Raw genomic sequence first — 25,621 nt, 5'->3', positions numbered from 1 at the left:
TACGCGCTGCGGCGCAATAAGTGGACTTGTGATGAGTAGTGCGAAAAAAAATGCAGACCGTTTGATCAAGAAATATCCCAACCGCCGTCTGTATGACACGCAGACCAGCTCCTACATTACCCTCACCGATGTCAAGCAACTCGTGCTCGACAACGAAGAATTCACGGTGGTCGACGCCAAGACCAATGAAGACCTGACCCGCAGCATCCTGCTGCAAATTATCCTGGAAGAAGAAGCGAGCGGCGTGCCGATGTTTTCCAGCGCCGTGCTGGCCCAGATCATTCGCTACTACGGTCATGCAATGCAGGGTATGATGGGCTCGTATCTGGAAAAGAATATCCAGGCATTCACCGACATCCAGCGCAAGTTCACGGGCAGCACCTTCGAGGGCAAGCCATTTAGCCCGGAAATGTGGACCCAGTTCATGAATGTGCAGGGGCCGATGATGCAGGGCATGATGAACAACTACATCGACCAGAGCAAGAGCCTGTTCGTGCAGATGCAGGAACAGATGCAAAACCAGAGCAAGACGATATTTGGCGCCTTCCCGTTCGTGCCGACCCCGCCGAGCGACAAGAAGTAATCCTCGTCCCGCGCGGCCAGACGGCACAGCACGCGAGTGCCTGTGCCGTTCTTGTTATGGGCGGCCGCCGGCATAGAACCATTCCACACCTCAGGGACAGGCAGTGCAAACGGATCCAAGAAGAGCGCACGTACGGCGTCTGCTGCAGGTCGACGCGTCAATCGGCGACGAACACGGCTCGCAGCAATGGGCGGTGCAGATCATCGACATCGCGCGCATGGGCGTGGCTTTCGTCAGCCACCACCAGTTCCCGTGCGACGTGCCGTTCCTGTTCAGTTTTTGCTTCCCCGGCAGCAGCGTGCGCAACGAAGTGCTGCTGACCATCGTGCACGGTGTGCCCGTGGGCACGGAAGGGCGCATCCGCTACGGCGCCCGCTTCCTCTCCATTGCCGACGACGTGGTCGAGCGCATCGTCGACTACGTCACCTCCGGCGCCATGCTGATGGCCTGATCAGTAGGGGTTGGCCGGCGACAGCTGGCCGGCCACGGCGTCCACCGTCTTGTAGACGGGCAGGCCGCTCCAGTTGCCCAGGTCGAAGACGGTGGCCGAATCGGCCAGCTTCCTGATTTCCACCCCATACATGGCCAGCGGCGCGCCGGCCACGCAGCTCGATGGCGCCACGGCCGGTCGTACGAAATACACCGCGCTCTCCGTCGTGGTCGACACATTGGTCACGCGGCGTGCCGTGACGCCGCCCGTGCCCTGCGTACCTTGCACCAGCAACGCCGTTTCCACGTCCACGCCGATGCCGCGCGCCGTGGCCGCGCCGCTGCTGGAGGCGGGCAGCACGCCGCCCGGGCAGCCCGTGCTGCCGTTCTGCGCCACCAGCCGCGCCACGAAGGTCACGAGGCGGCCCATGCGGTCGCGGCTATCGAGGTGGGAATCGAGGATCATGCTGTTCAGGGCCGGCGGAGCGATGAAGCCGCCCGTCAGCGCCAATGGGTTCGGGTCCAGCGTGAGGTAGCGGTGGTAGGGGTTGGATAACGCCTGCGCCGTGGTCACGGAACCTTTCAGGGCCGCGTAATCGAACTGGCCCAGCACGGCCAGGCCGGCGCTGGTGCCGCCCACCGGCACGTTACGGGCCAGCAGGCCGCGCAAGGTCTGGTCCAGCGCCGTGCCTTTCCAGTAGTTGATGTAGTCGCTCTGGTCGCCGCCGGCGATGAATACGGCGTTGGCGCGCGCCACGATGGCGTTCACGGTGGGATCGTTGGCGGCGGCCACGCTGGGGATGACCAGCGTTTCGGCCGACGTCAGCCCCAGCGAGGCGCCGCCCACCCACTGGTCGGCCACGGTGCTGGAGGTGCTCAGCGCGGCGTCGCTGTAGTACAGGTAGGGATCGTAGGCATCCGTGCCGGTGGCGCGGATCACCACGAAGCGCCCGCCCGTACCCGGCTTGATGCCGGCCCGGGTGATCATCCAGCGGAAGGCCTCGTCCACGTCCGGCCCGCCGCCCATCAGCACCAGCGAGGTGGTGGCGTAGGAGGCGGGCAGGTTGACGGGCGCTTGCGGGTCGCCCGTCGCATAGTATTCATACGGTGGCTTGCTGCCGACCTTGGCGGCGCCGGCCTGGCCAGGCGCCACGCAGGCGCTGGCCAGCAGCAGGGTGGTGAGGATGCGCCAGGCGGCGCGCGGAGTCAGGTGGGGCAGCTTGCGCATGGTGGCCTCGGTGGTGACTGTTATGGTCGAAGTGTCATGTCATTGTTGCACCATTCGGGGCGCACGCAAGCGTTGTGCGCTCAATTGGCGCGGTAATGGCGGGCCACTGTGGCTTTCCCGTCAGGCGAGCGCGGCTGTTGTTGCCGTCCAGCACGGGCAGGAACACTGTATAATGCCCGATTGGCCTGAATTTCCTGAGCAAAGTTACCATGCATTCCATCTCCCGTATTCCCAAGGACGACAGCACGCCCGCCGCGCCCGCAGCGTCCGGCGCTGCGCCCAAAGTGGGCTTCGTCTCGCTCGGCTGCCCCAAGGCGCTGGTCGATTCCGAACAGATCCTGACCCAGCTGCGTGCCGAAGGCTACGAGACGGCCAAGTCGTATGACGGCGCCGACCTCGTGATCGTCAACACCTGCGGCTTCATCGACGCGGCCGTGCAGGAATCGCTGGACGCCATCGGCGAGGCGCTGGCCGAAAACGGCAAGGTGATCGTGACCGGCTGCCTGGGCGCGAAGAAGGATGCGGCCGGCGACGACATCATCACCAAGGTGCACCCGAAAGTGCTGGCCGTGACGGGCCCCCACGCGCTGGCCGAGGTGATGAATTCGGTCCACACCCACCTGCCCAAGCCGCACGAGCCTTTCATCGACCTGCTGCCGCCGCAGGGCATCAAGCTCACGCCCAAGCACTACGCCTACCTGAAGATTTCCGAAGGCTGCAACCACCGCTGCAGCTTCTGCATCATCCCCTCCATGCGCGGCGACCTGGTGTCGCGCCCGATCGCGGAACTGATGCTGGAGGCGGAGAACCTGTTCAAGTCCGGCGTCAAGGAACTGCTGGTCATTTCGCAGGACACCTCGGCCTACGGCGTGGACGTCAAGTTCCGCTCCGGCTTCTGGAACGGCCGCCCCGTCAAGACCCACATGACCCAGCTGACCGAAGCGCTGGGCGAGCTGGCCAAGTCCTACGGCGCGTGGGTGCGCCTGCACTATGTGTACCCGTACCCGCACGTGGACCAGGTGATTCCGCTGATGAGCGGCGGCCATATCCTGCCGTACCTGGACGTGCCGCTGCAGCACGCCCACCCGGAAGTCCTGAAGCGCATGAAGCGTCCGGCCAGCGGCGAGAAGAACCTGGACCGCATCCAGGCCTGGCGCAAGATGAACCCGGACCTGACCATCCGCTCCACCTTCATCGCCGGCTTCCCCGGCGAGACGGAAGCGGAGTTCGAATACCTGCTGGACTTCCTGAAGGAAGCCGAGATCGACCGCCTGGGCTGCTTCGCCTACTCGCCGGTGGAAGGCGCCACGGCCAACGAACTGGAAAACCAGGTGCCGGACGAAGTGCGCGAGGAACGCCGCGGCCGCGTCATGCTGCTGCAGGAGGAGATTTCGAAGAAGCGCCTGAAGGCCAAGGTCGGCAAGACCGTGCGCGTACTGATCGACGAAGTGACGCGCAGCGGCGGCGTGGGCCGCTCGGCCGCCGATGCGCCGGAAATCGACGGCGTGGTCTACGTCAAGCCGCCGTACGAGCCGCACAAGAAGCTGGCAGTGGGCCAGTTCGTGGACGTGACCATCACCGCGTCCGACGCCCACGACCTGTGGGGCGAAGCCGAGTAAGCCCGGCTTGCTGCGGACACAAGGCGGACCTGCTGCGAGGCGGTCCGCCTTTTTTCATGCGGGCGCGATCACGCCATGACGTTCTCGTAGACGGGCGCGAAGCCGCCGCCCGGCGTGCGGAAGTTGGTGGTCTGGCCCTGGTACAGGCGCGCGGCCACCCATTGCACGGCGCCGTCGTAGGCGTAATTGCGCACATCGAACTTCAGTTTCCGGGCTGGGTCTTCCGATGAGATGGTGCGCTCGCCGGGCGCCACCAGCGCCTGCGCCACGTAGCCGCCGGCCAGGATCTCCTGCCACACGCGCTGGGTGAGCTTGTCGCCCCGGTAGGCCGCCTTGCCGCCATAGCCGCCATACGGCTTGAAGAACAGGCCGCGCCGCTCCTTCCACAGGCGTTCGCCATCTTCCGGCCGCACCAGCGTCGTGCGGGGGATGCCGGCCAGCAGGATGGCCCGCAGCGACGGCGATACGCCCATTTCTTCCAGTGCGTGCGCATCGCTGAGCAAGGCGAGGTTGCGCTTGTCCGCGTACAGTGCGTGCGCGCGCGGGTGGGGGGTGAGCACGGCGGCGCGCGCCAGGTAGGCTGCGCGCAAGGTGGCGCTGGCCGGCGCTTCCAGCGCGAAGTCGGTCAGGCGGTTGTAGACCAGGTCGATGGGCTGGCCATCGTGCCACAATGCGCCGCCTTCCAGCTTGAACTGGTCCGGCGCGGCGATCACGGCGCGTAGTTCGTGGCGTTCGAACAGCTGCTGGAACAGCAGGAATTCCGGGTACAGGTATTGCTGCTCCGGCGCGTCGTCGACGATGGCGATGCTGCGCAGCGGGCGCTCGTGCCCGGCCAGCGCCCATTCCCGGCGGAACATGGCGATGATCTCGCGCTCAAACGCGCCGGCCGTGGCCACGGGCGGCACGAGGAACTCCGCCTCGGCGCAGCAGGCTCGCTGGGCGCGTGCCAGCACGGCGTTGAGCATGGCGCCGCCGGCGTTGGTGTTGATTTCGATGAGGCCGAATTGTGCGTCATCGGTATGGAAGTCGTAGCCCATGAACACGCCGCGCGCGCCCGTATCGTGGCGGGCGATGTCGGGCGCCCAGGCCAGCACGCGCTCGCGGTAGGCGGGCAGGGCGACGACGGACTCGATGGCCTGCACCAGTTCCTCCATGCGCATCAGCCGCGCCGTGGACAGGAACACGGGACGGGCCGCGAACAGGTAGGGGCAGCGCGCGCGCACCAGCGCATGGATGTCGGGCTGGCCCAGTTGGGTTTCCAGCGCCTGGCGCAGCGCTTCCTCATCGAGGCTGACGCAGAAACAGGCGCTGTTGCGCATGGCGGCTGGGGCCGGGTGGCATGTCAGGTCATTCATTCGGTTCTCTCTCCCGCTGGGCGTGCGCGCCGTAGGGTGGCGCCGCGTCCGAGTGCATAGCATAAGCCTGTCGGCAAGTACGCAACAGTCTGCAAATCATGATGAGCCAATATTGCCCCTGCGGCAATTATTATCTGCGCAATGTGGCGTATTTCGTATAGACTGGCTCGCTCTCATGAAAGGAAGCCCATGAAACACCTGTTGCTTGCCACCGCCGTCCTGTTCGGCGCCGCCCAGTGCGCCCACGCGCTCGACAATTCCGCTGCCGTCAAGGTCACGCCGTTGCTGAAGACCTCCACCAGCTGGGACGCCAAGCCCATCGCCTATCCGGCCGGCGCGGCCGAAGTGACGGCCCTGATCGTCGAGATCGCGGCCGGTGGCCAGACCGGCTGGCACGAGCACCAGGTGCCATCGTTCGCTTACGTGATGGAAGGCACGCTGGAAGTGACCCGCGCCACCGGCGAGACCAAGGTGCTGCACGTGGGCGACATGCTGCCGGAAGTGGTGGACACCTTGCACAACGGCCGCGCGCTCGACGGCAAGGCCGTCAAGCTGCTGGTGTTGTACACCGGCTCGTCCGAGAAAAAGCTGACCGTACCCCATCCGGAATTCACGCCGGCCGCGAAATAGTTGAGTACGCAAGTAGTCTGAGGCGGCCGGGCACGGCGGTGCGCGGACAAATCCGGCGTTAGCTCCTATAATCGCCCACGGGCCGGCCCACCGCCGGCCGATTTCCCCAACCGTCCGCATCCGAGCCCACACCGCCATGACCGTGAAAAAATCCCCGCAGACCGCGCTGGTGCATACCGATTACCAGGCGCCGGCCGGTTTCGCCGCCTTCCCCAGCGCCATCCACCATGCGTCCACCGTGCTGTTCAAGAACGTCGCGGCCATGCGCTCGGGCGACTGGAAAGAGAAGAACGCTTATACCTACGGGCTGCACGGCACGCCCACCACGTTCACGCTGGAGGCGCGCCTGGCCGAGATCGAGGATGGCCGGCACTGCCTGCTGGCGCCCAGCGGCCTGGCCGCCATCGCCATGGTGGACTTCGCGCTGCTCAAGAGCGGCGACGATGTGCTGTTGCCCGATAACGTCTACAACCCGAACCGGGAACTGGGCAAGTGGCTCAGCGCCGACTTTGGCGTCACGGCGCGCTACTACGACCCGCTGATCGGCGCCGGCATCGCGGCCCTGATCCAGCCCAACACCAAACTGATCTGGACCGAGGCGCCCGGTTCCGTGTCGATGGAAGTGCCGGACCTGCCGGCCATTTGCCAGGCCGCGCACGCGCGCGGGGTGCTGGTGGCGCTCGATAACACCTGGTCGGCCGGGCTGGCCCTGCGCGGTTTCGAGCTGGGCGCCGACATCATCATGCAGGCCCTGACCAAGTACCAGTCCGGCGGCTCGGACGTGCTGATGGGCGCCCTGATCACGCGCGACCGCGCGCTGCACGAACGCCTGAGCGTGGCCCACATGCGCCTGGGCATGGGCGTGGGGGCGGACGACGCCTACCTGGTGTCGCGCGGCCTGCCCACCCTCAAGCTGCGCTTCGACGCGCACGACGCGAGCGCGCGCAAGCTGGCCGCCTGGCTGCGGGCACGGCCCGAGATCAGCAAGGTGCTGCATCCGGCGTTCCCGGATTGCCCCGGCCATGCCATCTGGCAGCGTGACTTCAGCGGCGCCGGCGGCCTGTTCTCCGTGCTGTTCGACCCTGCGATCCCGGAAGCGCGCACCGACCGCTTCGTCGACTCGCTCAAGCTGTTCAAGCTAGGCTACAGCTGGGGCGGCGCCAACAGCCTCGTGATGCCGTACCGGATCGCCCACATGCGCCAGACCTGGGGCGAGCAGGGCATCCTGGTGCGCTTTAACGTGGGGCTGGAGGATACGGTGGACCTGATCGCCGACATCGAGCAGGCGCTGGCCGCCATGTAGCCCGCGCCCGCCAGGGCGCCCCTACAGCGGGCGCACCGGGATGCAGATGTCGCAGGTAAACTGGCCGGTGGCCGGGTCGCGCGCGGTGGCGGCGTGGAAGCGCTCGAAGCAGGGGCGCTCATCGCATTGCAGGCCGCTCGACGGCAGCCACTCGCGCGTCAGCGTCATCCACGCGTCCGCGATGTTGCTGGTGGGGCCCTGGAAGCGGGCCACCGCGTAGCGCCCGCCCGGCAGCACGCTGATGGCCGTGTTGCCGTTGCCCTGGAAGTGCTCGGGCAGGGCCACGCAGGCGTCGTAGCGGCACTTGTCGGGCGGCGTCAGCACCGGGTCGTCCAGGCCCACGCCGTAGCAGGGCTGCGCCATCAGGCCGTGCGATTGCATCCACGGCGCCATGGTGTCGCGCCAGAACGCGCCGATGCCGGGGCCGTAGGGGCCGATGCGGCGCTGCCAGGCGACGCGCACGGCCGGCAGATCGATCACTTGTACTTGCATGCTGTTTGCTCCTTGGGTTGGATGGGAGTGGCCATCTTCGCCCAGGCGGCGCCCGGGCGCCTGATCGGGCTTGCCCAAGGCCTGATCCAGATTGCTGTGCAGCGTGAATTTACGTTCGCCCAGCGCGGCCACCTGCTGCGCCATGCGCGCGCGCGTGGCCAGCCGCCAGGCGCTGGGTGTGCAGCCGAACTTGAGCTTGAAGGCGCGCGCGAACGCTTCGCCGGAACCGAAGCCCGTGCCCAGCGCGATGTCGAGCACGGTTTCGCCCGTGCCGCACGCGAGCCGGAAGGCCGCCACTTCCAGCCGCCGGCGGCGCGTGTAGTCGCCCACCGTCTCGCCCATCCAGGCGGTGAAGATGCGGTGGAAGTGAAAACGCGAGAAATGGGCCACGTCGGCCAGTTCGGCCAGTGCCAGCGGGGTGTCGAGGTGGCGGTCGATATAGTCGAGCACCAGGTTCATGCGGCGCGCGTATTCGGCGCGATGGGTGGTGGCGTCGGGGGTGGTCGGCATGGCTCTTGAGCGGGCGGGAGAGGCGCGACTTGCCGGGCGGCGGCCTGCGGCATGCCGTCGCCGGCATGGCAGGCCGTGCGCGCCCCATGCCCGCGCCGCCAGCTTATTCGGGCATGGGACGGTTCTGGTTCAGGGCGCTGATGCCGGCGATCAGGCGGTAGGCCTTCCACAGCCACGCGCCGACCCATACCAGCCAGGCCAGCGGGATGCCGATGATGGTCAGGAACAGCGCCACGCCCACCGCCATCCACACCAGGTACCACCAGAACGAACGGATCTGCCAGCTGTGGTGGCTGTGCACGAAGCTGCCTTCCGTCTCGGGCCGCTTGACGTAGTTGATGATGAGCGGGATGAAGGAGAACGCGCCCAGCGAAAACACGAAGCTGAGCGCGTGGCCCAGGTACAGCCACCAGGCCAGGTTCTTGGCCGCGTCGAGGCGCTCGTCGAGGATCAGTTGTTGGGACATGATTGCTTCCTTCTTGCAAATGTTAATGTTATGGAATGCACACGGTATTGTCGCACAGCGCCGCCGGCGCGCGCATGGGGGCCGCTCACAGCTGGCACAAGGCGCTCAGGCTGGCGTCCACCACCGGCAGGAAGCGCTGCACGTCGGTGCCCGCGTCCACGTGCCGTAACAGGTCGGCCGCCGCGCGCGCCGGGCCGGGGCCGCTGAAACAGTCGATCCGGCCCTGGGTGTTGAGGCTGGCCGAGAAGTAGGCCGCCACGTCGGCCTTCTTGCGCAGCGTAGCCAGGTCGGTCTTGCCCTGGGCGCTGGGCGCGGCGTGGGCCGTGGCCAGGATCGCCAGCGGGGCTTGCTGCCTGCTCAGGCCGCCATAATTGATCTGCTCGCGCCAGTAGGCCAGGCCAGCCTCGGCCGGCTCACGGCCAAGGGCGGTGCGGTAGATGGCGCGTATGAATGCAGGCAACTGGTCGGGCTGGTACAGGGTCTGGAATTCGCGGCTGGCGTACAGGCCGCCGATGGCGTCGCGCAAGGCTGGCTCGGTGCCGTAGGCGCGGTTGACGGCGGCCACGTTGCGCTCCAGCGTTTGCGAACGGGAGCGCATATCGCGCGCCACCTCCAGCAACACGTTGGACAGCGTGCGCAAGGCGGCGGGGTCGGCCGGGCGGCCCGTGTAGGCCAGAAATAGCTGTTGCACGACGGGATACCATTGCTGCCGGGCCACCACGCGTGCCGCCGTCTTCAGGCTGCCGTCCGGCGCCAGCAGGGACAAGTCCTGCTGCGCGGCCAGCGGTGACAGCGACAGGTTCCACAGCATGAAGCCGCGGCCGTCGCGGGCCAGGCCGTTCAGGTAGCGTTCGTAGTAGTCGGCCTTGTAGCGATCGGCCGTGCGGTCGCTGGCGCTCACGCCGAACTCGCCGATCACCATCGGCAGGCCGGGGTTGACCCTGGCCAGTTCGCTCAGCGTGGCCTGCTGGACGAAATTGATCTGGTCCAGGTCGGTGACGTCGGCGCCCAGTTCCACTTTCTCATCCGTGTCGATGTACAGGTGCGGGCTGGCATAGGAGGAAATATCGCTCCAGTACTTGAGGAAGGGCACCTTGTGCTCCCCCACCGTGGTGGGGTGGGTGGCGTCAGCCGCCCGCACCACGTTGTACATGGCGTGGATGGCATCCACCACGGACTGGTAGTCGGCCGGCGTGGCCAGGCAACCGTAGGCGCTGGCGTTCCACATTGGTTCGTTCATGATGTCCCAGGCCAGCAGCGCGGCATGGTTCTTGAAGCGGTTGACGAAGGCGCTGGCGTTGGCGCGCACGTCGAGGAAGCTCTGCTTCCAGAAGCAGACCTGGTCGTACTTGGTGTAGCCGTCCAGCGCCAGCACCACTTTCAGCCCGTGCGCGGCGGCCACGTCCAGCACGGACTGGGTGCTGGCATAGACGCGGCGCATGATGACGGCGCTGTCGGCGCTTTCCCATTCGGGCGCGCCGGGCGTGCGGCAGATGTTGCCGCCCAGGCCGGAGCGGGCCGGGGTGCCCGGCTTCTTGGGCGGGATCACCACGGGCAGGCGCAGCACGTTGAGGCCCATGGCGACGGCACGCTCGGCGATCAGCTGCATCTGGGCGGCATCCGGCAAGCCCTGGGTGTGGTTGCAGATCTGGTCGTCCCGGTAGGTGCGCTGCAGGATGTTGGCGCCCTTGAAGTGATTGAAGCGGAACGCTTCGGGCTCCACCGGCACCGGGGGCAGGATGGGCGGGTATTGGGTCTCGATGGGGGGCGCGTAGGCGATGCCGACGACGACATTCACGCCAGGGTGCAGCCAGCCGCGCTTCTCCCGCACCATGCCCCACTGGAAGTTGCGCTCCAGCTGGGCGCCTTCCGCATGTTCGGGCGCCGTGACCGTGAAGGTGAAGGTTTTCAACTGGCCCGGCGCGATCTGTTCGCCCGGCGCCAGTTCCACCCGGTCCAGGCCCCAGTCCAGGTTGTCGATGGGATTGCGCGCGCCGAGCCGGTAGGGGTGGGGCCCGTCGCCTTGCCAGACGGTGGTGCCGGTGTTCTTGTAGGTGACGGAAACCGTGTAGCGCTGCCCCGACTCCATCGAATTGGGCACTTGCTGGCTGATGAAGGTCGCGCCGTCGCCCGCGCGGGCCATCGCTGGCAGGATGCACAGCGCCACCATGAGGAGCGCCAGCAGGCGAAGAAGTTGACGTGCCATCGATATTATTTTCAGTTGCCGATCCGAAAATAATATCACATATTCAATATCTCTTTGGAAAGTTTGATGTTAAATCAAACAAGCGCGCGCTGGCGGGGGCGGGCGGCGGTGCGCGTTACGCCACCCGCGCCGGGGTCAGGCCAGCAGGGGCAGGATGCCGTCCAGGCCGACAAAGTTGAGGGCCACGCTGGCTTGCTCGCGCACCACGGGCTTGGCGCGGAAGGCCACGGACAGGCCGGCGATGCCCATCATCTTCAAGTCGTTGGCGCCGTCGCCCATGACGATGGCCTGGGCCGGCGAGATGCCCAGTTCCGCGCACACCCGCTCCACCGTGCGCTTCTTCTCGTCGGCGTCGACGATGCCGCCGATGACCTTGCCCGTCAGCTTGCCGTCCACGATCTCCAGTTCGTTGGCGTGGGTGTAGTCCAGTCCCATGCGCGCCTTGAGGCGGCTGGTGAAGAAGGTGAAGCCGCCCGACACCAGCAGCGTTTTCAGGCCGGCCGCCTGCACCGCCTTGAGCATGGTTTCCGCGCCCGGCGACAGGCGCAGGCGTTCCTCGTACACCCGTTCCAGCGCCGACGCGTCCAGCCCTTCGAGCAGGGCCACGCGGCGCGTGAGGCTGGCGGCGAAATCGAGTTCGCCGCGCATGGCCGCTTCCGTGATGGCCGCCACCTGGGGCTTGAGCCCTTGCATGTCGGCGATCTCGTCGATGCATTCGATGGTGATGAAGGTGGAATCCATGTCCATGGCCACCAGCTTGAATTCGCTCAGGTGGCGGATGCCGACCATGTAGGTGGCGTCGAGCTGGGCGGCGTGGGCCGCCACTTCGATGGTCTGGCGCAGCGCGGGCGAGAAGGCGATGCCTTCGCAGCGCACGGCGCGTTCGCTGAGCCAGGTGAGGTTGGTGGGGGCGGTCAGGGCGGCGATGCGCTCCAGGCGGGCCTTGCAGTCGTCCAGGCCTTGCAGGACCAGGTTCATGGAGGTGGTGGCGTCAGTCATGGAGTGGGTAGATTTGTCAGTCGATTCGTCAGTCCGATCGCGCTAGGCGGTCAGTTGTTTGATGGTGTTCTTGATGTGGGTGACGCGCGCGGCCAGGTCCGGCATGGCGGCCGTGATCTTGAGCTTGTCCTGGCCATTGAGCTTGATCTGGCGGTTCTTCTGGATCAGTTCAATGATGCGCATCGGGTCGATAGGTGGTTGCGGCATGAATTGCAGCGTGGCCGCCTCGCCGTGGGCGTCGATCTTGACGATGCCCACGGTACGGGCGGCGATGCGCAGGCGGTGGGTTTCCACCAGCGCCTTGACGGCGTCGGGCAGCTTGCCGAAGCGGTCGATCAATTCTTCCTGCATGTCGTCGATCTTGCCCTGCGCCTCGCAGTTGGCCAGGCGCTTGTAGATCGACAGGCGTTCGTGCACGTCGCCGCAGAAGTCGGCCGGCAGCAGGGCCGGCACGTGCAGGTTGATCTCGGTGGTCGACGACAGCGGCGCCGCCAGATCCGGCTCCTTGCCGTTCTTGAGCGCGCGCACGGCCTCGTTCAGCATGTCCGAGTAGAGCTGGAAGCCCACCTCGTGCATCTCGCCGGACTGGCTGTCGCCCAGCACTTCGCCGGCGCCGCGGATTTCCAGGTCGTGCATGGCCAGGTAGAAGCCGCTGCCCAGTTCTTCCATCTGCTGGATCGCGTCCAGCCGGCGCTGCGCCTGCTTGGTCAGGCCCTGCACGTCGTTGACCAGCAGATAGGCGTAGGCCTGGTGGTGCGAGCGGCCCACGCGCCCGCGCAGCTGGTGCAGCTGGGCCAGGCCGAACTTGTCGGCCCGGTGCATGATGATGGTGTTGGCCGTGGGGACGTCGATGCCGGTCTCGATGATGGTGGTGCACAGCAGGATGTTGAAGCGCTGCGCCACGAAGTCGCGCATCACCTTTTCCAGGTCGCGCTCGTGCATCTGGCCGTGGGCCACGGCGATGCGGGCCTCGGGCAGCAGTTCGGTCAGCATGGCCAGCCGGTTGCCGATGGTTTCCACCTCGTTGTGCAGGAAGTAGACCTGGCCGCCCCGTTTCAGCTCGCGCAAACACGCTTCGCGGATGATGGCCTCGCCCTCGCTGCGCACGAAGGTCTTGATGGCCAGGCGCTTTTGCGGCGCCGTGGCGATCACGGAAAAGTCGCGCAAGCCCTCCAGCGCCATGCCCAGCGTGCGCGGGATCGGCGTGGCCGTCAGCGTCAGCACGTCGACCTCGGCCCGCAGCGACTTGAGCGCCTCCTTCTGGCGCACGCCGAAGCGGTGTTCCTCGTCGATGATGACCAGGCCCAGGCGGGTGAACTTGACGTCGTCCGACAGCAGCTTGTGGGTGCCGATGATGATGTCGAGCGTGCCGTCGGCCATGCCCTTGATGGCTTGCGCGACCTCCTTGCCGGTGCGGAAGCGCGACATCTCGGCGATGCGCACGGGCCAGTCGGCGAAGCGGTCGGCGAAGGTCTGGGCGTGCTGCTCGGCCAGCAGCGTGGTGGGCGCCAGGATGGCCACCTGCTTGCCGCCCATGACGGCGATGAAGGCGGCGCGCAGCGCCACTTCCGTCTTGCCGAAGCCGACGTCGCCGCACACGAGGCGATCCATCGGCTTGCCCGAGGTCATGTCCTTGATGACGTTGTTGATGGCTTCGGCCTGGTCGGGCGTCTCCTCGAAGCCGAAGCTGTCGGCGAAGCGCTCGTAGTCGTGCGCCGAGTATTCGAAGGCGTGGCCCTGGCGCAGCGCGCGCCGGGCGTACAGGTTGAGCAGCTCGGCGGCCGTGTCGCGCACCTGTTCGGCCGCCTTGCGCTTGGCTTTTTCCCACTGGCCCGAACCGAGCGCGTGCAGCGGCGCGTCTTCCGGCGAGGCGCCCGAGTAGCGCGAGATCACGTGCAGCTGCGACACGGGCACGTACAGCTTGGTGTCCTTGGCGTATTCCAGGTGCAGGAATTCCGTCTCGCCTTCGCCCAGGTCCATGCTGGTCAGGCCCATGTAGCGGCCGATGCCGTGGTTGATGTGCACCACCGGGTCGCCGATCTTCAGCTCCGACAGGTCGCGCACCATGGACTCGACCTGGGTCACGCCTTCCTGCTTCTTCTTGCCCGCGCGGCGGCCCGAGCCCGCGTACAGTTCCGTCTCGGTGATGAAGATCAGGTTCTCGTCCGGCGTGGACAGCTCGAAACCGGCGTGCAGCGGCGCCACGCCCAGCGCCAGCCTGGCGTCGCTGGCGGCGAAACCGGCGTAGCCTTCCACCGGCGTGAGCGCCAGGTCGTATTCGTTGAAGTACTGCTGCAGCGTTTCGCGCCGGCCGTTCGATTCGGCGCAGATCATCACGCGCCGGCCCGCTTGCAGCAGGTAGGCGCGCAAATTGGTCAGCGGGTCTTCCGTGTGGCGGTTGACGGCGATGTTGGGCACGGGCGCCGACAGCTCGGAGGCGGGGGCGCCCGCGTCGCGCGTGATGGCGAGGCGGCCGAAGGGCTTGGCCAGCGTGTAGAACTGCTCGTCCGACAGGAACAGGGCGTCGGGCGCCAGGATGGGGCGCTCGCGGTCGGCCTTCAGGAAGCGGTAGCGCGAGCTGGTGTCGCTCCAGAAGCGCTGGATGGCGCTGTCGATGTCGCCCACCGTGGCCACCAGCGCAGCGTCGGGCAGGTAGTCGAACAGGGTGGCCGTCTCCTCGAAGAACAGCGGCAGATAGTATTCGATGCCGGCCGAGGCGATGCCGGCGCTGATGTCCTTGTACACGACGGAGCGCGACGGGTCGCCCTCGAACTGCTCGCGCCAGCGGCTGCGGAAGGTGGTGCGGGCCGCGTCGTCCATGGGAAATTCGCGGCCCGGCAGCAGGCGCACCTGCTTGACCGGGTACAGCGAGCGCTGGGTGTCGGCGTCGAAGGTGCGGATCGATTCGATGGTGTCGCCGAACAGGTCGAGCCGGTAGGGCAGGGCCGAACCCATGGGGAACAGGTCGAGCAGGCCGCCGCGCACCGAGTATTCGCCGGGCGACATCACTTGCGCCACGTGGGCGTAGCCGGCCAGCGTCAGTTGCGACTTCAGGCGCGCCTCGTCCAGCGTCTCGCCCTGTTCGAAGAAGAAGGTGTAGGCGGCCAGGAACGACGGCGGCGCCATGCGCACCAGCGCCGTGGTGGCCGGCACGATCAGCACGTCGCACTGGCCGGAGCGGATCTCGTGCAGCGTGGCCAGGCGTTCGGACACCAGGTCCTGGTGCGGCGAGAAGGCGTCGTAGGGCAGCGTTTCCCAGTCGGGCAGCAGGTGGCAGCGCAACTGGCCTTCGGCGAACCATGGCATCTCGTCGAGCAGGCGCTGGCCGTCGCTGGCGGCGGCCACCACCACGGCCAGCATGCGGCCCTGGGATTTCAGTTCAAGCGCGCACTGGGCCAGCGCATACGCATCGGACGAGCCATGCAGGGCGGGCAGGGTGTATCGGGTGCCGGACTTGGGAAGGGATTTTTTCAGGTCGAAGGACATGCAAGCTGCAAGACAATAGTACGGTTAGGCGCACTGCCGACCGTGGCAATGCCGCTGGCCACATTATAGACGATGCCACCCCGGCACGTCGCCGGGGCGGCGAGCCCTGGCCGGGCCAGCTCAGGCGGGGCGGCGCAGGTTGGCCACGCCGAACGGCACGTGCACCATGGGGATGGTGCCGCCGGCCGATTTGAGGTGGCTGAGCTGGTCGTCGAAGAAGATATGGGGCCGGAACACTTCCAGCACCCGCGCCTTCTCCATCCCGCCCAGGAAGAAGGTCTCGTTGGCCGACACGCCCCAGCTCTTGAGCGTGGTGACGACGCGCTCGTGCGAGGGCGCGTTGCGGGCCGTGATGATGGCGATGCGCAGGATCTTGCGGTAGGTTGGATCGCGGCGCAGCTGCTTTTCCTCCATGCGCTGCATCAGGGACAGCTTCTGGAACAGGTCGGCCAGCGGGCCGGGGCGGTGCGGCGTGGCCACGTGGCGCCGCTCGTGGGCGTGGAACTCGTCGACGTCGTTGTTGCGCTTGAAGACGGTTTCGGCTTCGTCGTCGGCGATCACGCCGTCGAAGTCGAAGGCCACGCGCAGTTCGCCATCCGCTTCGTCATCCTCGGTGCGCGAGGGCAGCACGAGGCCGGCCGGGTGGTGGGCCGCCAGGGCGCTGCGCACGTCGTCCTCGTTGGCGCTCAGGAACAGGGCCGTGTTAAACGCGGGCAGGTAGGCGTGGGCCGACTTGCCCGTCACGAAGCAGGCGCGCGTGATGTCGAGGCCATAGTGGGCGATCGAGTGCATCACGCGCAAGCCTGTTTCGGGCGAGTTGCGCGAGAACAGCACCACCTCGACCGGCAACTGGCGCGCGAACTGCTTGTTGATGCTGAGGAAGCGGCGGATGAAGGGGAAGGCCACGCCCTTGCCCAGGATGACGTCGTGGTGCTGCTCCTGGTACTTGCGGTAGGCTTCCTCGCCCTGTTCCAGGTAGACCTGGTGCGAATCGGTCAGGTCGAACAAGGCGCTGGAAGCGATGCCGATGACGAGTTTGTGCTGGATCGGATAAACCATGGAGCGCCGTTAAGCTTGTCGAAAAGATCAAGTGTAAAGCAAATCCGGGCTATCATGGGGCATCCCCCATCCTGCGCCGCGCCCATGCCTCCTGCCTCGTTCACGCCGCCGGCCACCATCGGCGGCTTTCCCGTCACGGCGCTGTTGTCGGCGCGGGCGGGCCGCTGCGCGTGCGCGGGCGTGGATCCGGCCAGCGGCGCGGCGCTGCTGCTCAAGCTGGGCAGCCCCGGCGACGCGCTGCTGGCGGGGCTGCATCATCCCCACCTCGCGGCCGTGCTGGCGGCTGGCGAGGAGCAGGGCCAGCCGTGGTCGGTGCTGGAATGGGTGGCGGGCCGTCCGTTGCGCGCCGTGCTGGCCGAAGGCGTGCCGCCTCAGGCGCGCGCGTGGGCCTGGATGGGCCAGTTGCTGGCAGCCCTGGCTTGCCTGCATGGGGCCGGGATCGTCCATCGCGACATCACGCCCTCGAATCTGTTGATCACCCCGGCAGGCCAGTTGATGGTGACGGACTTTGGCCTGGCCGCCCATGCCGGGCGCGCCGCCGGGGCGGCCGGCACGCCCGCCTACATGGCGCCCGAGCAGATGCGCGGCGCGCCGGCTGCCCCCCGCGCCGACCTGTACGCGGCCGGCGTGGTGCTGTTCCAGTTGCTGACGGGACGCCTGCCGTTCGAGGGCAACGCCGGCGCCGTGGTGCAGCAGGCGCTGGCCGGGGCGCCGGCCACGCCGTCGCAGCGGTATCCGGCGTTGGGCTGCCGCTTTGATGGCGTGCTGGCGCGGGCACTGGCGCGCGCGGCGCCGCAACGCTTCCAGAGCGCGCGTCAGTTTGCCATGGCCTTGGCCGAGATGGCGGCGGCCTGAGCCTGCTGCGCTGCAGCACGGCGCGCCGGGCTTCCCCTGCATGTGGTAGTTACCTTTCTACAACGGTGACACACAAACTGCTTGAATCGACCTAAAATTATTTTTCCGATATTTATTGGGTTTTCGAGTATAGTCGAACACATTGTTGAAAACTTGACAGGCGAATACAGCCACACCAGTTTCAGCGTCAACCCGCCTTCAAGCATCCCCGCCAGGCTGTGCGCCCGGTGCGGGAGTCGTATCCGCTTCTGTTCTGCCAGTTTCAGTAGTCCGGTTTCTGTTTCACTGCTTCATTCCGCAATTCTGATCATCGTCAACGCGAGGTTCTGGATCAAGATGGGTATGTTGAATATAGATGCGCTATTGCAGGACGTGGACCCCACCAGCCCGTGTGGCCCCAATCTCGAGTATGACCCGGCTTTCCTGGAGCTGGAGCAGGCCTTGCAAGGCAAGCCCGAAGTCCAGTATGGCGACACCATCACGCCGGCCGTGCCGCCGGACTGGAAGCACGTGCAGCGCCTGGCCAGCGAATTGCTCGACCGTAGCCGCGACCTGCGACTGGCCGTGGCCATGCTGCGCGCCCAACTGGCGCTGCAGGGCATGGCCGGCTGCGCTGACGGCCTGTGCCTGATCGAATGCCTGCTGGTGCAGCGCTGGGACAGCGTCCATCCCCAGCTCGATCCGGATGACGACAACGACCCCATGTTGCGCATCAATTCGCTGGCCGTGCTGGCCGACGGCGCCACGCTGCTGCGCGAACTGAAGGAGGCGCCGCTGATCGTGCTGCCGGCGCTGGGGCCGGTGAGCCTGCGCACGCTCGATATCGCCAGCGGCGAAGTGCCGCCGCCCGAAGGCGAAGCGAAGCTTGAAATGTCGTCCATCGAAGCGGCGCTGCGCGACGCCGACCCGGAGCGGGTGCAGGCGCTCAGCGCGGCGCTCACCCAGGCCCATGACAGCGCCGTCAATATCGAAACCCTGCTCGTGCGCCAGGTGGGTTCTTCCCAGGCCTTGAACCTCGATGTGCTGGTCAAGTACCTGCGCCGCGCCCGCGATTTCGCCAATGCCGGCATGCCGGCCGAGGAGACGGTGGCGCCGGCGGCCGATGAATCGGGCGGCGCCGCGGCCGCCGCGCCGGCCGAGGGCGCGGTCCGGGCCACGGCGGCGCCGGCCGCCATCAGCGGCGAGATCACCAGCCGCGCCGACGTGGTGCGCATGCTCGACAAGATCATCAAATACTACGCCCAGAACGAGCCGGCCAGTCCCGTGCCGTTGCTGCTGGGCCGCGCCAGGCGGCTGGTGCCCAAGAATTTCTTCGAAGTGCTGGAAGACCTGGCGCCCGACGGCATCGCCCAGTTGCTGGTGGTGAGCGGGCCGCGCGAGACACCGGAATCGTAGCAAGCGGACGGGGGCCGGCGCCGCCGCCGTTGCGTCGGCGCAGTGGGATAGCAGTGCAGGGCAGTGTTTATCAACGTGGAGGAGTCTATCGTGGGCAAAGAAAGTAGCCAGAAATTCATCGCGCGCAACCGCGCGCCGCGCGTGCAGATCGAGTATGACGTCGAAGTCTATGGCGCCGAAAAAGCCGTGCAACTGCCCTTCGTGATGGGCGTCCTGGCGGACCTGTCGGGCCAGCCGGCCGATCCGCTGGCGCCGGTGGCGGACCGCAAGTTCCTTGAGATCGACGTCGATAACTTCGATGAGCGCCTCAAGTCGATGAAGCCGCGGGTGGCCGTGCAGGTGCCCAACACGCTGACGGGGGAGGGCAACCTGAGCGTGGACATGACGTTCGAGAGCATGGACGACTTCACGCCGGCCGCCATCGCGCGCAAGGTGGGCTCGCTCAACAAGCTGCTCGAGGCGCGCGGCCAGTTGTCCAACCTGCTGACCTACATGGACGGCAAGACGGGGGCCGAGGAACTGATCGCCAAGCTGCTGGCCGAGCCGACCCTGATGCAGGCCCTGACGGCCGCGCCCAAGCCCCAAGAATAAAGACCACGAGGAGGAAGAACATGGCTGAGACTACAGCGGAATTGCAGCAAGGCGCGACCGGCACGCTCGAAATGAGCGATTTCAGCAGCCTGCTGCAGAAGGAATTCAAACCCCAATCGGACAAGGCCAAGGAGGCGGTGGAAAACGCCGTGCGTACTTTGGCCGAACAGGCGCTGGTGGGCGCGAACGTGGTGTCGGGCGACGTGCTGGGCACCATTGAGAGCCTGATCGCGCAGCTGGACAAGAAGCTCACCGAGCAGATCAACCTGATCCTGCACACGCCCGAGTTCCAGCAGCTCGAAGGGGCGTGGCGCGGCTTGCATTACCTCGTCAACAACACTGAGACGGACGAGATGCTCAAGATCCGCGTGATGAACATCTCCAAGAACGACCTGGGCAAGACGCTCAAGAAGTACAAGGGTACGGCCTGGGACCAGAGCCCGATCTTCAAGAAGATGTACGAGGAGGAGTATGGCCAGTTCGGCGGCGAGCCGTTCGGTTCCATCGTGGCCGACTACTACTTCGACAACACGGCGCCCGACGTCGAGCTGTTGTCATCGATGGCCAAGGTGGCCGCGGCCGCCCACGCGCCGTTCATCTCGGCCGCCGCGCCATCGGTGATGCTGATGGAATCGTGGCAGGAGCTGTCCAACCCGCGCGACCTGACCAAGATCTTCCAGACCCCCGAACACGCGGCCTGGCGCTCGTTCCGCGAGTCCGAGGATGCGCGCTACGTGGGCCTGGCCATGCCGCGCTTCCTGGCGCGCCAGCCCTACGGGGCCAAGACTGACCCGGTGGAGGCATTCGACTTCGAGGAGGACACCTCTGCGCCCGGCAGCAAGAACTACACCTGGGCCAACGCGGCCTATGCGATGGCCGTCAACATCAACCGTTCGTTCAAGGAATACGGCTGGTGCTCGCGGATTCGCGGCATCGAGTCCGGCGGCGCCGTGGAAGGGCTGCCGGTGCACAGCTTCCCCACCGACGATGGCGGCGTGGCCATGCAGTGCCCGACCGAGATCGCCATCTCGGACCGGCGCGAGGCCGAGCTGGCGGCCAACGGCTTCATGCCGCTGGTGCACAAGAAGAACACCGACTTCGCCGCCTTCATCGGCGCCCAGTCGCTGCACAAGCCGGCCGAATACGACGATCCGGACGCCACCGCCAACGCCAACCTGGCCGCGCGCCTGCCCTACCTGTTCGCGACCTGCCGCTTCGCGCACTACCTCAAGTGCATCGTGCGCGACAAGATCGGTTCGTTCAAGGGCCGCGACGAGATGGAGCGCTGGCTCAGTAACTGGATCAACAAGTACGTGGACGGTGATCCGGCCAACTCCAGCGAAGGCACCAAGGCCCGCAAGCCGCTGGCGGCGGCCGAAGTGCAGCTCGAGGAGGTCGAGGGCAATCCGGGCTACTACACCTCCAAGTTTTTCCTGCGGCCCCACTATCAGCTTGAAGGGCTGACGGTGTCGCTGCGGCTGGTGTCCAAGCTGCCGTCAGGTAAAGGCGCCTGACGCCGGCTGATCTTCATCGCAGGCAGTCGCGCCGGGCGGTTGCGCCGCCCGGCATTGTCAGTTCCAACCCGTGCCGGCCCCGCCGGCCATACAAGGAGAGCAAAATGGCTGTAGACATGTTCCTCAATTTAGGCGCCACCATCAAAGGCGAAACCAAGGACTCGGCCCAGAAGGAAGCGGGCGATATCGACGTGCTGGCATGGAGCTGGGGCGCCAGCAACTCCGGCTCGTTCCACACGGGCGGCGGCGGCGGGGCCGGCAAGGCCAACTTCCAGGACCTGTCCGTGACCAAGTACCTGGACAAGGCTTCGCCGGCGCTGCTGAGCGCCCTGGCCAAGGGTTCTCACATTCCCACGGCCAAGCTGCTGGTGCGTAAGGCCGGCGAAGGGCAGCAGAAATACCTGGAGATCACGCTCACCAACGTGCTGGTGACGTCCGTGTCCACCGGCGGCAGCGGCGGCGAGGACCGGCTGACGGAAAACATCTCGCTCAACTTCGCGGAAGTGAAGTTCGAATACTTCCTGCAAAACGAGAAGGGCGTGACGGCGTCCGGCGGCGAGTTCCACTACGATATCGCCGGCAATATCACCAAGTAAAAGACGGTTGCGCGGGGGCGGCAGCGCCGGCCCCGTTCCCGCGACAGACCGCATCGCCACGGGCCGGGGGAGAACACGCAAATGGATGCGCAACAGCTGATCGCCGAGGGCAAGCTGGACGCCGCGCTGGCGGCCTTGCAGGACCAGGTGCGCAAGGACGCATCGAATGCGAAGTACCGGATTTTCCTGTTCCAGCTGCTGGCCGTGATGGGGCAGTGGAACCGCGCGCTGACGCAGCTGAACGTGGCGGCCGAACTGGACGCGGCCGCGTTGCCGATGGCGCAGACCTACCGCGAGGCCATCCAGTGCGAGGCGCTGCGCGGTGAGATTTTCGCCGGCAAGCGGGCGCCGCTCGTGTTCGGCGAGCCGCCCTCGTGGCTGGCGCTGCTGATCGAAGCGCTGCGGCTCGATGGCGAAGGCCAGTACCAGCGCGCCGCCGATGCCCGTTCCCGCGCGCTCGAGGATGCGCCAGCCGGCGCCGGCACCATCAACGGCGAGCCCTTCGCCTGGCTGGCCGACGCCGACCAGCGCCTGGGTCCCGTGCTCGAAGCCATCGTCAATGGCCGCTATTTCTGGATTCCGTTCCAGCGCATCAGCCGCATCGAATGCGACGCGCCGGCCGACCTGCGCGACGCCGTGTGGACGCCAGCCCGCTTCACGTGGGCCAATGGCGCTGCCACCGTGGGCCTGATTCCGACCCGCTATGTCGACACCCGCGCCGGCGCTGAAGATGCGTTGTTGCTGGCGCGGCGCACGGAATGGGCCGAACAGGGACCGCTGTGCGGCTACGGCCTGGGCCAGCGCCTGCTGGCCACGGATGCCGGCGAATATGCGCTGATGGACGTGCGCGCCATCGCCTTCGAGGGCGATGACGAAGGCGCAGACGAAGGCCGGGCGGACGGCGAGCATGGCTGAACTGGCGCCCCGCGAACGCTTGCAGCCCTCGCTGCTGGACCGCCTCACGGACGACGAACCCGATAAGACGGTGGAGTCGCGCGAGCGGCGCGTGCTGTCGGTGCGTACGCTGCGCGAGAGCGTGCTGCGCGACCTGGCCTGGCTGCTTAACGCCACCAACCTGTTTTCCGTCACGGAAGGGGGCGGCTTGCCGCACGTGGCCAGCTCCGTCGTCAATTTCGGCATGCCCGACATTTCCGGCCTCTCCGTGGCGGGTATGAACCTGTCGGACCTGGAGCGGGGCATACGCCAGGCCATCTGGGACTTCGAGCCGCGCCTGCTGCGCCCTTCCGTGGTGGTGCGCGCCATCGCGTCCCAGTCCAGCAGCAACAAGGTGATGTTCGAGATCGAGGCCGACATGTGGGCCCAGCCCTATCCGGAGCGGCTGTACCTGAAGACGGAACTGGACCTGGACCGCGCCGCCATCCGCCTCAGCGACATGGGGGCGCCGCGATGAATCCCCGCTTCCTGCGTTACTACAGCCAGGAGTTGCAGCACTTGCGCGAAGTGGGCGGCGAGTTCGCGCGCGAATATCCAAAGGTGGCGGGGCGGCTGGGGCTGGAAGGCTTCGAATGCGCCGATCCCTACGTGGAGCGCTTGCTGGAAGGCTTCAGCTTCCTGACGGCGCGCGTGCAGATGAAGCTGGACGCGGAATTCCCGCGCTTCACCCAGCACCTGTCGGAGCTGGTCTATCCCCACTTCCTGGCGCCCACGCCGTCGATGGCGGTGGTGCAGTTGCAGCCCGATTTGAGCAATCCCAGCCTCAAGCAAGGCTTCCTGGTGCCGCGTGGCAGCGCCTTGCGCAGTGTGCTGGGCAAGGGCGACACCACGGCCTGCGAATACCGCACGGGCCAGGACGTGACCCTATGGCCGGTGGAGCTGGCCGAAGCGAAGTTCTACACCCACAGCGGGGTACAGGCCGGTAGCGACATGCAGTTGCCGCCCGCCGTCAAGGCCGGGCTGCGGCTGCGCTTGCGCACCAGCGGCGGCCTGCCGCTGCAGGAGCTGGCCATGGACAGCCTGGTGCTGCACCTGCGCGGCAGCGACGACATGCCGGTGCGGATCTACGAAAAGCTGCTCGCTTGCGTGGAGGGCGTACTGGTGCAGCCGCCGCCGTCGCCGCGCGGGCGCGGTCCAGGCCAGGCGCACACGCTGCTGCCCAAGTCCGTGCTCGCGCCCATGGGCTTCGACGAAAGCGAGGCGCTGCTCCCCACCGGCAAGCGCACGTTCCAGGGGTACCGGCTGCTGCAGGAGTATTTCGCCTTCCCCCAGCGCTTCCAGTTCCTCAAACTGCAAGGGCTGCGCCAGGCGCTGGCGCGCTGCGGCGGCGAGGAATGCGAAATCGTGATCCTGCTGAACCGGGCCGACCCTCACCTGGAGCAGGTGCTGGACGCCTCCAACTTCGCGCTCAACTGCACGCCCGCCGTCAACCTGTTCCTGCGCCGGGCCGACCGCATCAACATCTCCGGCGAACAGTTCGAGCACCACGTGCTGGTGGACCGCACCCGGCCCATGGACTACGAGGTGTACCAGGTCGAGGAAGTGACGGGCTATGGCACGGGGCCGGAAGCGGAGCAGACCTTCCGCGCCTTCTACACGGCGCGCGACATCGGCAGCCTGCACCAGGACAAGGCGTTCTACCAGGTGCGACGCGAGCCGCGCACCATCTCGCAGCGCCAGCGCCGCGTGGGGCCCCGTTCCAGCTACGTCGGCAGCGAGATGTTCATCGCCATCGTGGATGCGGCCGAGGCGCCGTACCGCAGCGACCTGCGCCAGCTTGGCCTGTCCGTGTGGTGTACCAACCGCGACCTGCCGCTGTCCATGCCGCTTGGCGTGGGCAAGACGGACTTCATCCTCGATTCCGGGGCGCCGGTGACGGCCGTGCGCTGCGTGGCCGGCCCCAGCGCGCCCCATCCCTCGTTCGCGGAGGGCAGCGTGACGTGGCGCCTGCTCAATCACCTGTCGCTCAATTACCTGTCGCTGGCCGACAGTGATCCCCAGCAGGGCGCCGTGGCGCTGCGTGAGATGCTGGCCTTGTACTGCCACGCGGGCGACCTCAATGCCCAGCGCCAGGTGGAGGGCGTGCGCTCGATCACCACCAGCCCGGTCACGCGGCGCATGCCGTCGCCCGGCCCCATCACGTTCGGGCGCGGCCTGCAGGTGACGGTGACGCTGGACGACGCCGCCTTCGAAGGCACGGGCGCCTTCCTGCTGGGCGCGGTGCTCAGCCACTTCTTCGCCCAGTACGTGTCGATCAATTCGTTCACGGAGACGGTCATCAGGACGCTGGCGCGCGGCGACATCATGCGCTGGCCGGCCGCGGGGGGCGTATGCGCGATCCTGTAGAAGTCGAACTGCAGCTGGAGGCCCATTCGGCCCGCATGGATTTCTTCCAGGTGCTGCGGCTGATCGAGGCCGCCCATCCGGAACAGCCCCGCATCGGCACCTCGCTGCGCCCGCGCGACGACGCCGTGCGTCTCGGCCAGGACCCTTCGCTGTGCTTTCATCCCACGGCGCTGGGCCGCTACACGCGCGCCAGCGGCGAGGCGCGCGCGCGGCTGGCCGTCAATTTCTTCGGCCTGCTGGGGGCCAACGGCCCGCTGCCGCTGCACCTGACCGAATACACGCGCGACCGCCTGCGCAACGGCGGCGATGGCACCTTGCTGGCGTTCCTGGACGTGTTCCATCACCGCCTGCTGTCGCTGTTCTACCGGGCGCGGGCCCAGGCCGAGCCGGCCATGAACCTGGACCGGCCGGATACGGACCGCTTTGCCGAATTCGTGGGCAGCCTGTTTGGCATTGGCGCGCCGGGCCTGCGCGAGCGCGACGCCGTGGGCGACTTCGCCAAGCTCCATTTCGCGGGCCTGCTGGCCAATAACGCGCGGCCGGCGTCCGGGCTGGTGTCCATCCTGCGCGAGTATTTCAAGCTGCCGGTGCGGGTCGAGCAGTTCGTGGGCCACTGGATGCGGCTGCCGCCGGAGGTGCAGTCGCGGCTGGGCGGCCTTGGCGAAGGCAACCGGCTGGGCGTGTCCACGGTCCTGGGCAGCAAGGTGTGGGACAGCCAGAACAAGTTCCGCATCGTGATCGGGCCGTTGAATTACGCCGATTACCGGCGCATGCTGCCCGGCGGCGACAGCATGAAGCGGCTGCTGGCATGGGTACGCAATTACGTGGGCGGCGCACTGGACTGGGACGTGCGCCTGATCCTGGACAAGGGCGAAATACCGCCCCTGCGGCTGGGTGGTGGCGAGGCGGGCGCGCGGCTGGGCTGGAGTACCTGGCCCATGAGCGGGCCGGCCACGCGCGATCCGGACGATCTGCTCATCAACCCCAGTGCCTACCTATAGGACA

At 66.9% G+C, this 25,621-nt stretch carries 22 protein-coding genes; 14 read left to right on the top strand and 8 right to left on the bottom strand.

Annotation, left to right across the window (positions count from 1 at the left end):
* Positions 1 to 31: 31 nt before the first annotated feature.
* The gene (gene phaR / locus H3H36_RS15140; RefSeq protein ID WP_182218922.1) at positions 32 to 583 is read left to right on the top strand and encodes a polyhydroxyalkanoate synthesis repressor PhaR; all 552 of its coding nucleotides are present in this window, start codon (positions 32 to 34) and stop codon (positions 581 to 583) included.
* A gap of 103 nt (positions 584 to 686) precedes the next feature.
* Complete coding sequence (locus tag H3H36_RS15135; RefSeq protein ID WP_182218921.1) at positions 687 to 1,034, top strand: PilZ domain-containing protein; 348 nt, start codon at positions 687 to 689, stop codon at positions 1,032 to 1,034.
* Here the strand turns inward: H3H36_RS15135 and H3H36_RS15130 are convergent, their stop codons facing one another.
* The gene (locus tag H3H36_RS15130; RefSeq protein WP_182218920.1) at positions 1,035 to 2,240 is read right to left on the bottom strand and encodes a cyanophycinase; all 1,206 of its coding nucleotides are present in this window, start codon (positions 2,238 to 2,240) and stop codon (positions 1,035 to 1,037) included.
* Between the two features lie 209 nt (positions 2,241 to 2,449).
* Here H3H36_RS15130 and rimO point away from each other — a divergent pair, with 209 nt between their 5' ends.
* Complete coding sequence (gene rimO / locus H3H36_RS15125; RefSeq protein WP_182218919.1) at positions 2,450 to 3,859, top strand: 30S ribosomal protein S12 methylthiotransferase RimO; 1,410 nt, start codon at positions 2,450 to 2,452, stop codon at positions 3,857 to 3,859.
* Between the two features lie 68 nt (positions 3,860 to 3,927).
* On the opposite strand, the gene H3H36_RS15120 is transcribed toward rimO, so the two are convergent.
* Complete coding sequence (locus tag H3H36_RS15120) at positions 3,928 to 5,214, bottom strand: hypothetical protein (protein ID WP_229219928.1); 1,287 nt, start codon at positions 5,212 to 5,214, stop codon at positions 3,928 to 3,930.
* A gap of 189 nt (positions 5,215 to 5,403) precedes the next feature.
* On the opposite strand from H3H36_RS15120, the gene H3H36_RS15115 reads away from it, so the two are divergent.
* Together H3H36_RS15115 and H3H36_RS15110 are read left to right on the top strand one after the other, a co-directional pair.
* Complete coding sequence (locus H3H36_RS15115) at positions 5,404 to 5,844, top strand: cupin domain-containing protein (RefSeq protein ID WP_182218918.1); 441 nt, start codon at positions 5,404 to 5,406, stop codon at positions 5,842 to 5,844.
* Positions 5,845 to 5,980: 136 nt separating this feature from the next.
* The gene (locus H3H36_RS15110) at positions 5,981 to 7,147 is read left to right on the top strand and encodes a cystathionine beta-lyase (protein WP_182218917.1); all 1,167 of its coding nucleotides are present in this window, start codon (positions 5,981 to 5,983) and stop codon (positions 7,145 to 7,147) included.
* A 21-nt stretch (positions 7,148 to 7,168) separates the two neighbouring features.
* Here the strand turns inward: H3H36_RS15110 and H3H36_RS15105 are convergent, their stop codons facing one another.
* The 6 genes from H3H36_RS15105 to H3H36_RS15080 all read right to left on the bottom strand — a co-directional run bounded on the left by H3H36_RS15105 (position 7,169) and on the right by H3H36_RS15080 (position 16,365).
* Complete coding sequence (locus H3H36_RS15105) at positions 7,169 to 8,149, bottom strand: AraC family transcriptional regulator (protein ID WP_220459747.1); 981 nt, start codon at positions 8,147 to 8,149, stop codon at positions 7,169 to 7,171.
* A 103-nt stretch (positions 8,150 to 8,252) separates the two neighbouring features.
* Complete coding sequence (locus H3H36_RS15100; protein WP_182218916.1) at positions 8,253 to 8,615, bottom strand: DUF4870 family protein; 363 nt, start codon at positions 8,613 to 8,615, stop codon at positions 8,253 to 8,255.
* A gap of 85 nt (positions 8,616 to 8,700) precedes the next feature.
* A complete protein-coding gene (locus H3H36_RS15095; protein WP_182218915.1) occupies positions 8,701 to 10,821 on the bottom strand; it encodes a cellulase family glycosylhydrolase in 2,121 nt (706 codons plus the stop codon).
* Positions 10,822 to 10,956: 135 nt separating this feature from the next.
* Complete coding sequence (serB, locus tag H3H36_RS15090; RefSeq protein ID WP_182219001.1) at positions 10,957 to 11,799, bottom strand: phosphoserine phosphatase SerB; 843 nt, start codon at positions 11,797 to 11,799, stop codon at positions 10,957 to 10,959.
* Positions 11,800 to 11,862: 63 nt separating this feature from the next.
* Complete coding sequence (gene mfd, locus H3H36_RS15085) at positions 11,863 to 15,306, bottom strand: transcription-repair coupling factor (RefSeq protein WP_182218914.1); 3,444 nt, start codon at positions 15,304 to 15,306, stop codon at positions 11,863 to 11,865.
* 120 nt (positions 15,307 to 15,426) lie between these two features.
* A complete protein-coding gene (locus H3H36_RS15080; protein ID WP_182218913.1) occupies positions 15,427 to 16,365 on the bottom strand; it encodes a 5'-nucleotidase in 939 nt (312 codons plus the stop codon).
* A 54-nt stretch (positions 16,366 to 16,419) separates the two neighbouring features.
* Here H3H36_RS15080 and H3H36_RS15075 point away from each other — a divergent pair, with 54 nt between their 5' ends.
* From H3H36_RS15075 to tssG, 9 genes are all read left to right on the top strand, one after another.
* Entirely contained in the window at positions 16,420 to 17,220 is an 801-nt protein-coding gene (locus H3H36_RS15075) for a serine/threonine-protein kinase (RefSeq protein WP_182218912.1), read from the top strand.
* Between the two features lie 342 nt (positions 17,221 to 17,562).
* The gene (tssA, locus tag H3H36_RS15070) at positions 17,563 to 18,615 is read left to right on the top strand and encodes a type VI secretion system protein TssA (protein ID WP_229219927.1); all 1,053 of its coding nucleotides are present in this window, start codon (positions 17,563 to 17,565) and stop codon (positions 18,613 to 18,615) included.
* A gap of 90 nt (positions 18,616 to 18,705) precedes the next feature.
* A complete protein-coding gene (gene tssB, locus H3H36_RS15065; RefSeq protein WP_182153339.1) occupies positions 18,706 to 19,206 on the top strand; it encodes a type VI secretion system contractile sheath small subunit in 501 nt (166 codons plus the stop codon).
* 20 nt (positions 19,207 to 19,226) lie between these two features.
* The gene (gene tssC / locus H3H36_RS15060; RefSeq protein WP_182164040.1) at positions 19,227 to 20,720 is read left to right on the top strand and encodes a type VI secretion system contractile sheath large subunit; all 1,494 of its coding nucleotides are present in this window, start codon (positions 19,227 to 19,229) and stop codon (positions 20,718 to 20,720) included.
* 104 nt (positions 20,721 to 20,824) lie between these two features.
* Positions 20,825 to 21,316, top strand: a complete 492-nt coding sequence (locus H3H36_RS15055; RefSeq protein ID WP_182218910.1) for an Hcp family type VI secretion system effector — start codon at positions 20,825 to 20,827, stop codon at positions 21,314 to 21,316.
* An 81-nt stretch (positions 21,317 to 21,397) separates the two neighbouring features.
* On the top strand, positions 21,398 to 22,231 hold the full coding sequence (locus H3H36_RS15050) for a type VI secretion system accessory protein TagJ (protein WP_182218909.1): 834 nt from the start codon (positions 21,398 to 21,400) through the stop codon (positions 22,229 to 22,231).
* The gene (tssE, locus tag H3H36_RS15045) at positions 22,224 to 22,727 is read left to right on the top strand and encodes a type VI secretion system baseplate subunit TssE (RefSeq protein ID WP_182218908.1); all 504 of its coding nucleotides are present in this window, start codon (positions 22,224 to 22,226) and stop codon (positions 22,725 to 22,727) included. The genes H3H36_RS15050 and tssE overlap by 8 nt, the downstream gene beginning before the upstream one ends.
* Positions 22,724 to 24,616, top strand: a complete 1,893-nt coding sequence (tssF, locus tag H3H36_RS15040; RefSeq protein WP_182218907.1) for a type VI secretion system baseplate subunit TssF — start codon at positions 22,724 to 22,726, stop codon at positions 24,614 to 24,616. Before tssE ends, tssF begins: the two co-directional genes overlap by 4 nt.
* Positions 24,601 to 25,617 carry a type VI secretion system baseplate subunit TssG gene (gene tssG / locus H3H36_RS15035; protein WP_182218906.1) on the top strand — a complete coding sequence of 339 codons (1,017 nt, stop codon included), beginning with the start codon at positions 24,601 to 24,603 and terminating at the stop codon, positions 25,615 to 25,617. Before tssF ends, tssG begins: the two co-directional genes overlap by 16 nt.
* Positions 25,618 to 25,621 lie beyond the last annotated feature (4 nt).

The sequence above is a fragment of the Rugamonas fusca genome, from assembly GCF_014042365.1.
Lineage (GTDB): Bacteria > Pseudomonadota > Gammaproteobacteria > Burkholderiales > Burkholderiaceae_D > Rugamonas > Rugamonas fusca.
The sequence above is the reverse complement of the archived record's forward strand: the minus strand, read 5'-3'. Positions and strand labels throughout refer to the sequence as shown.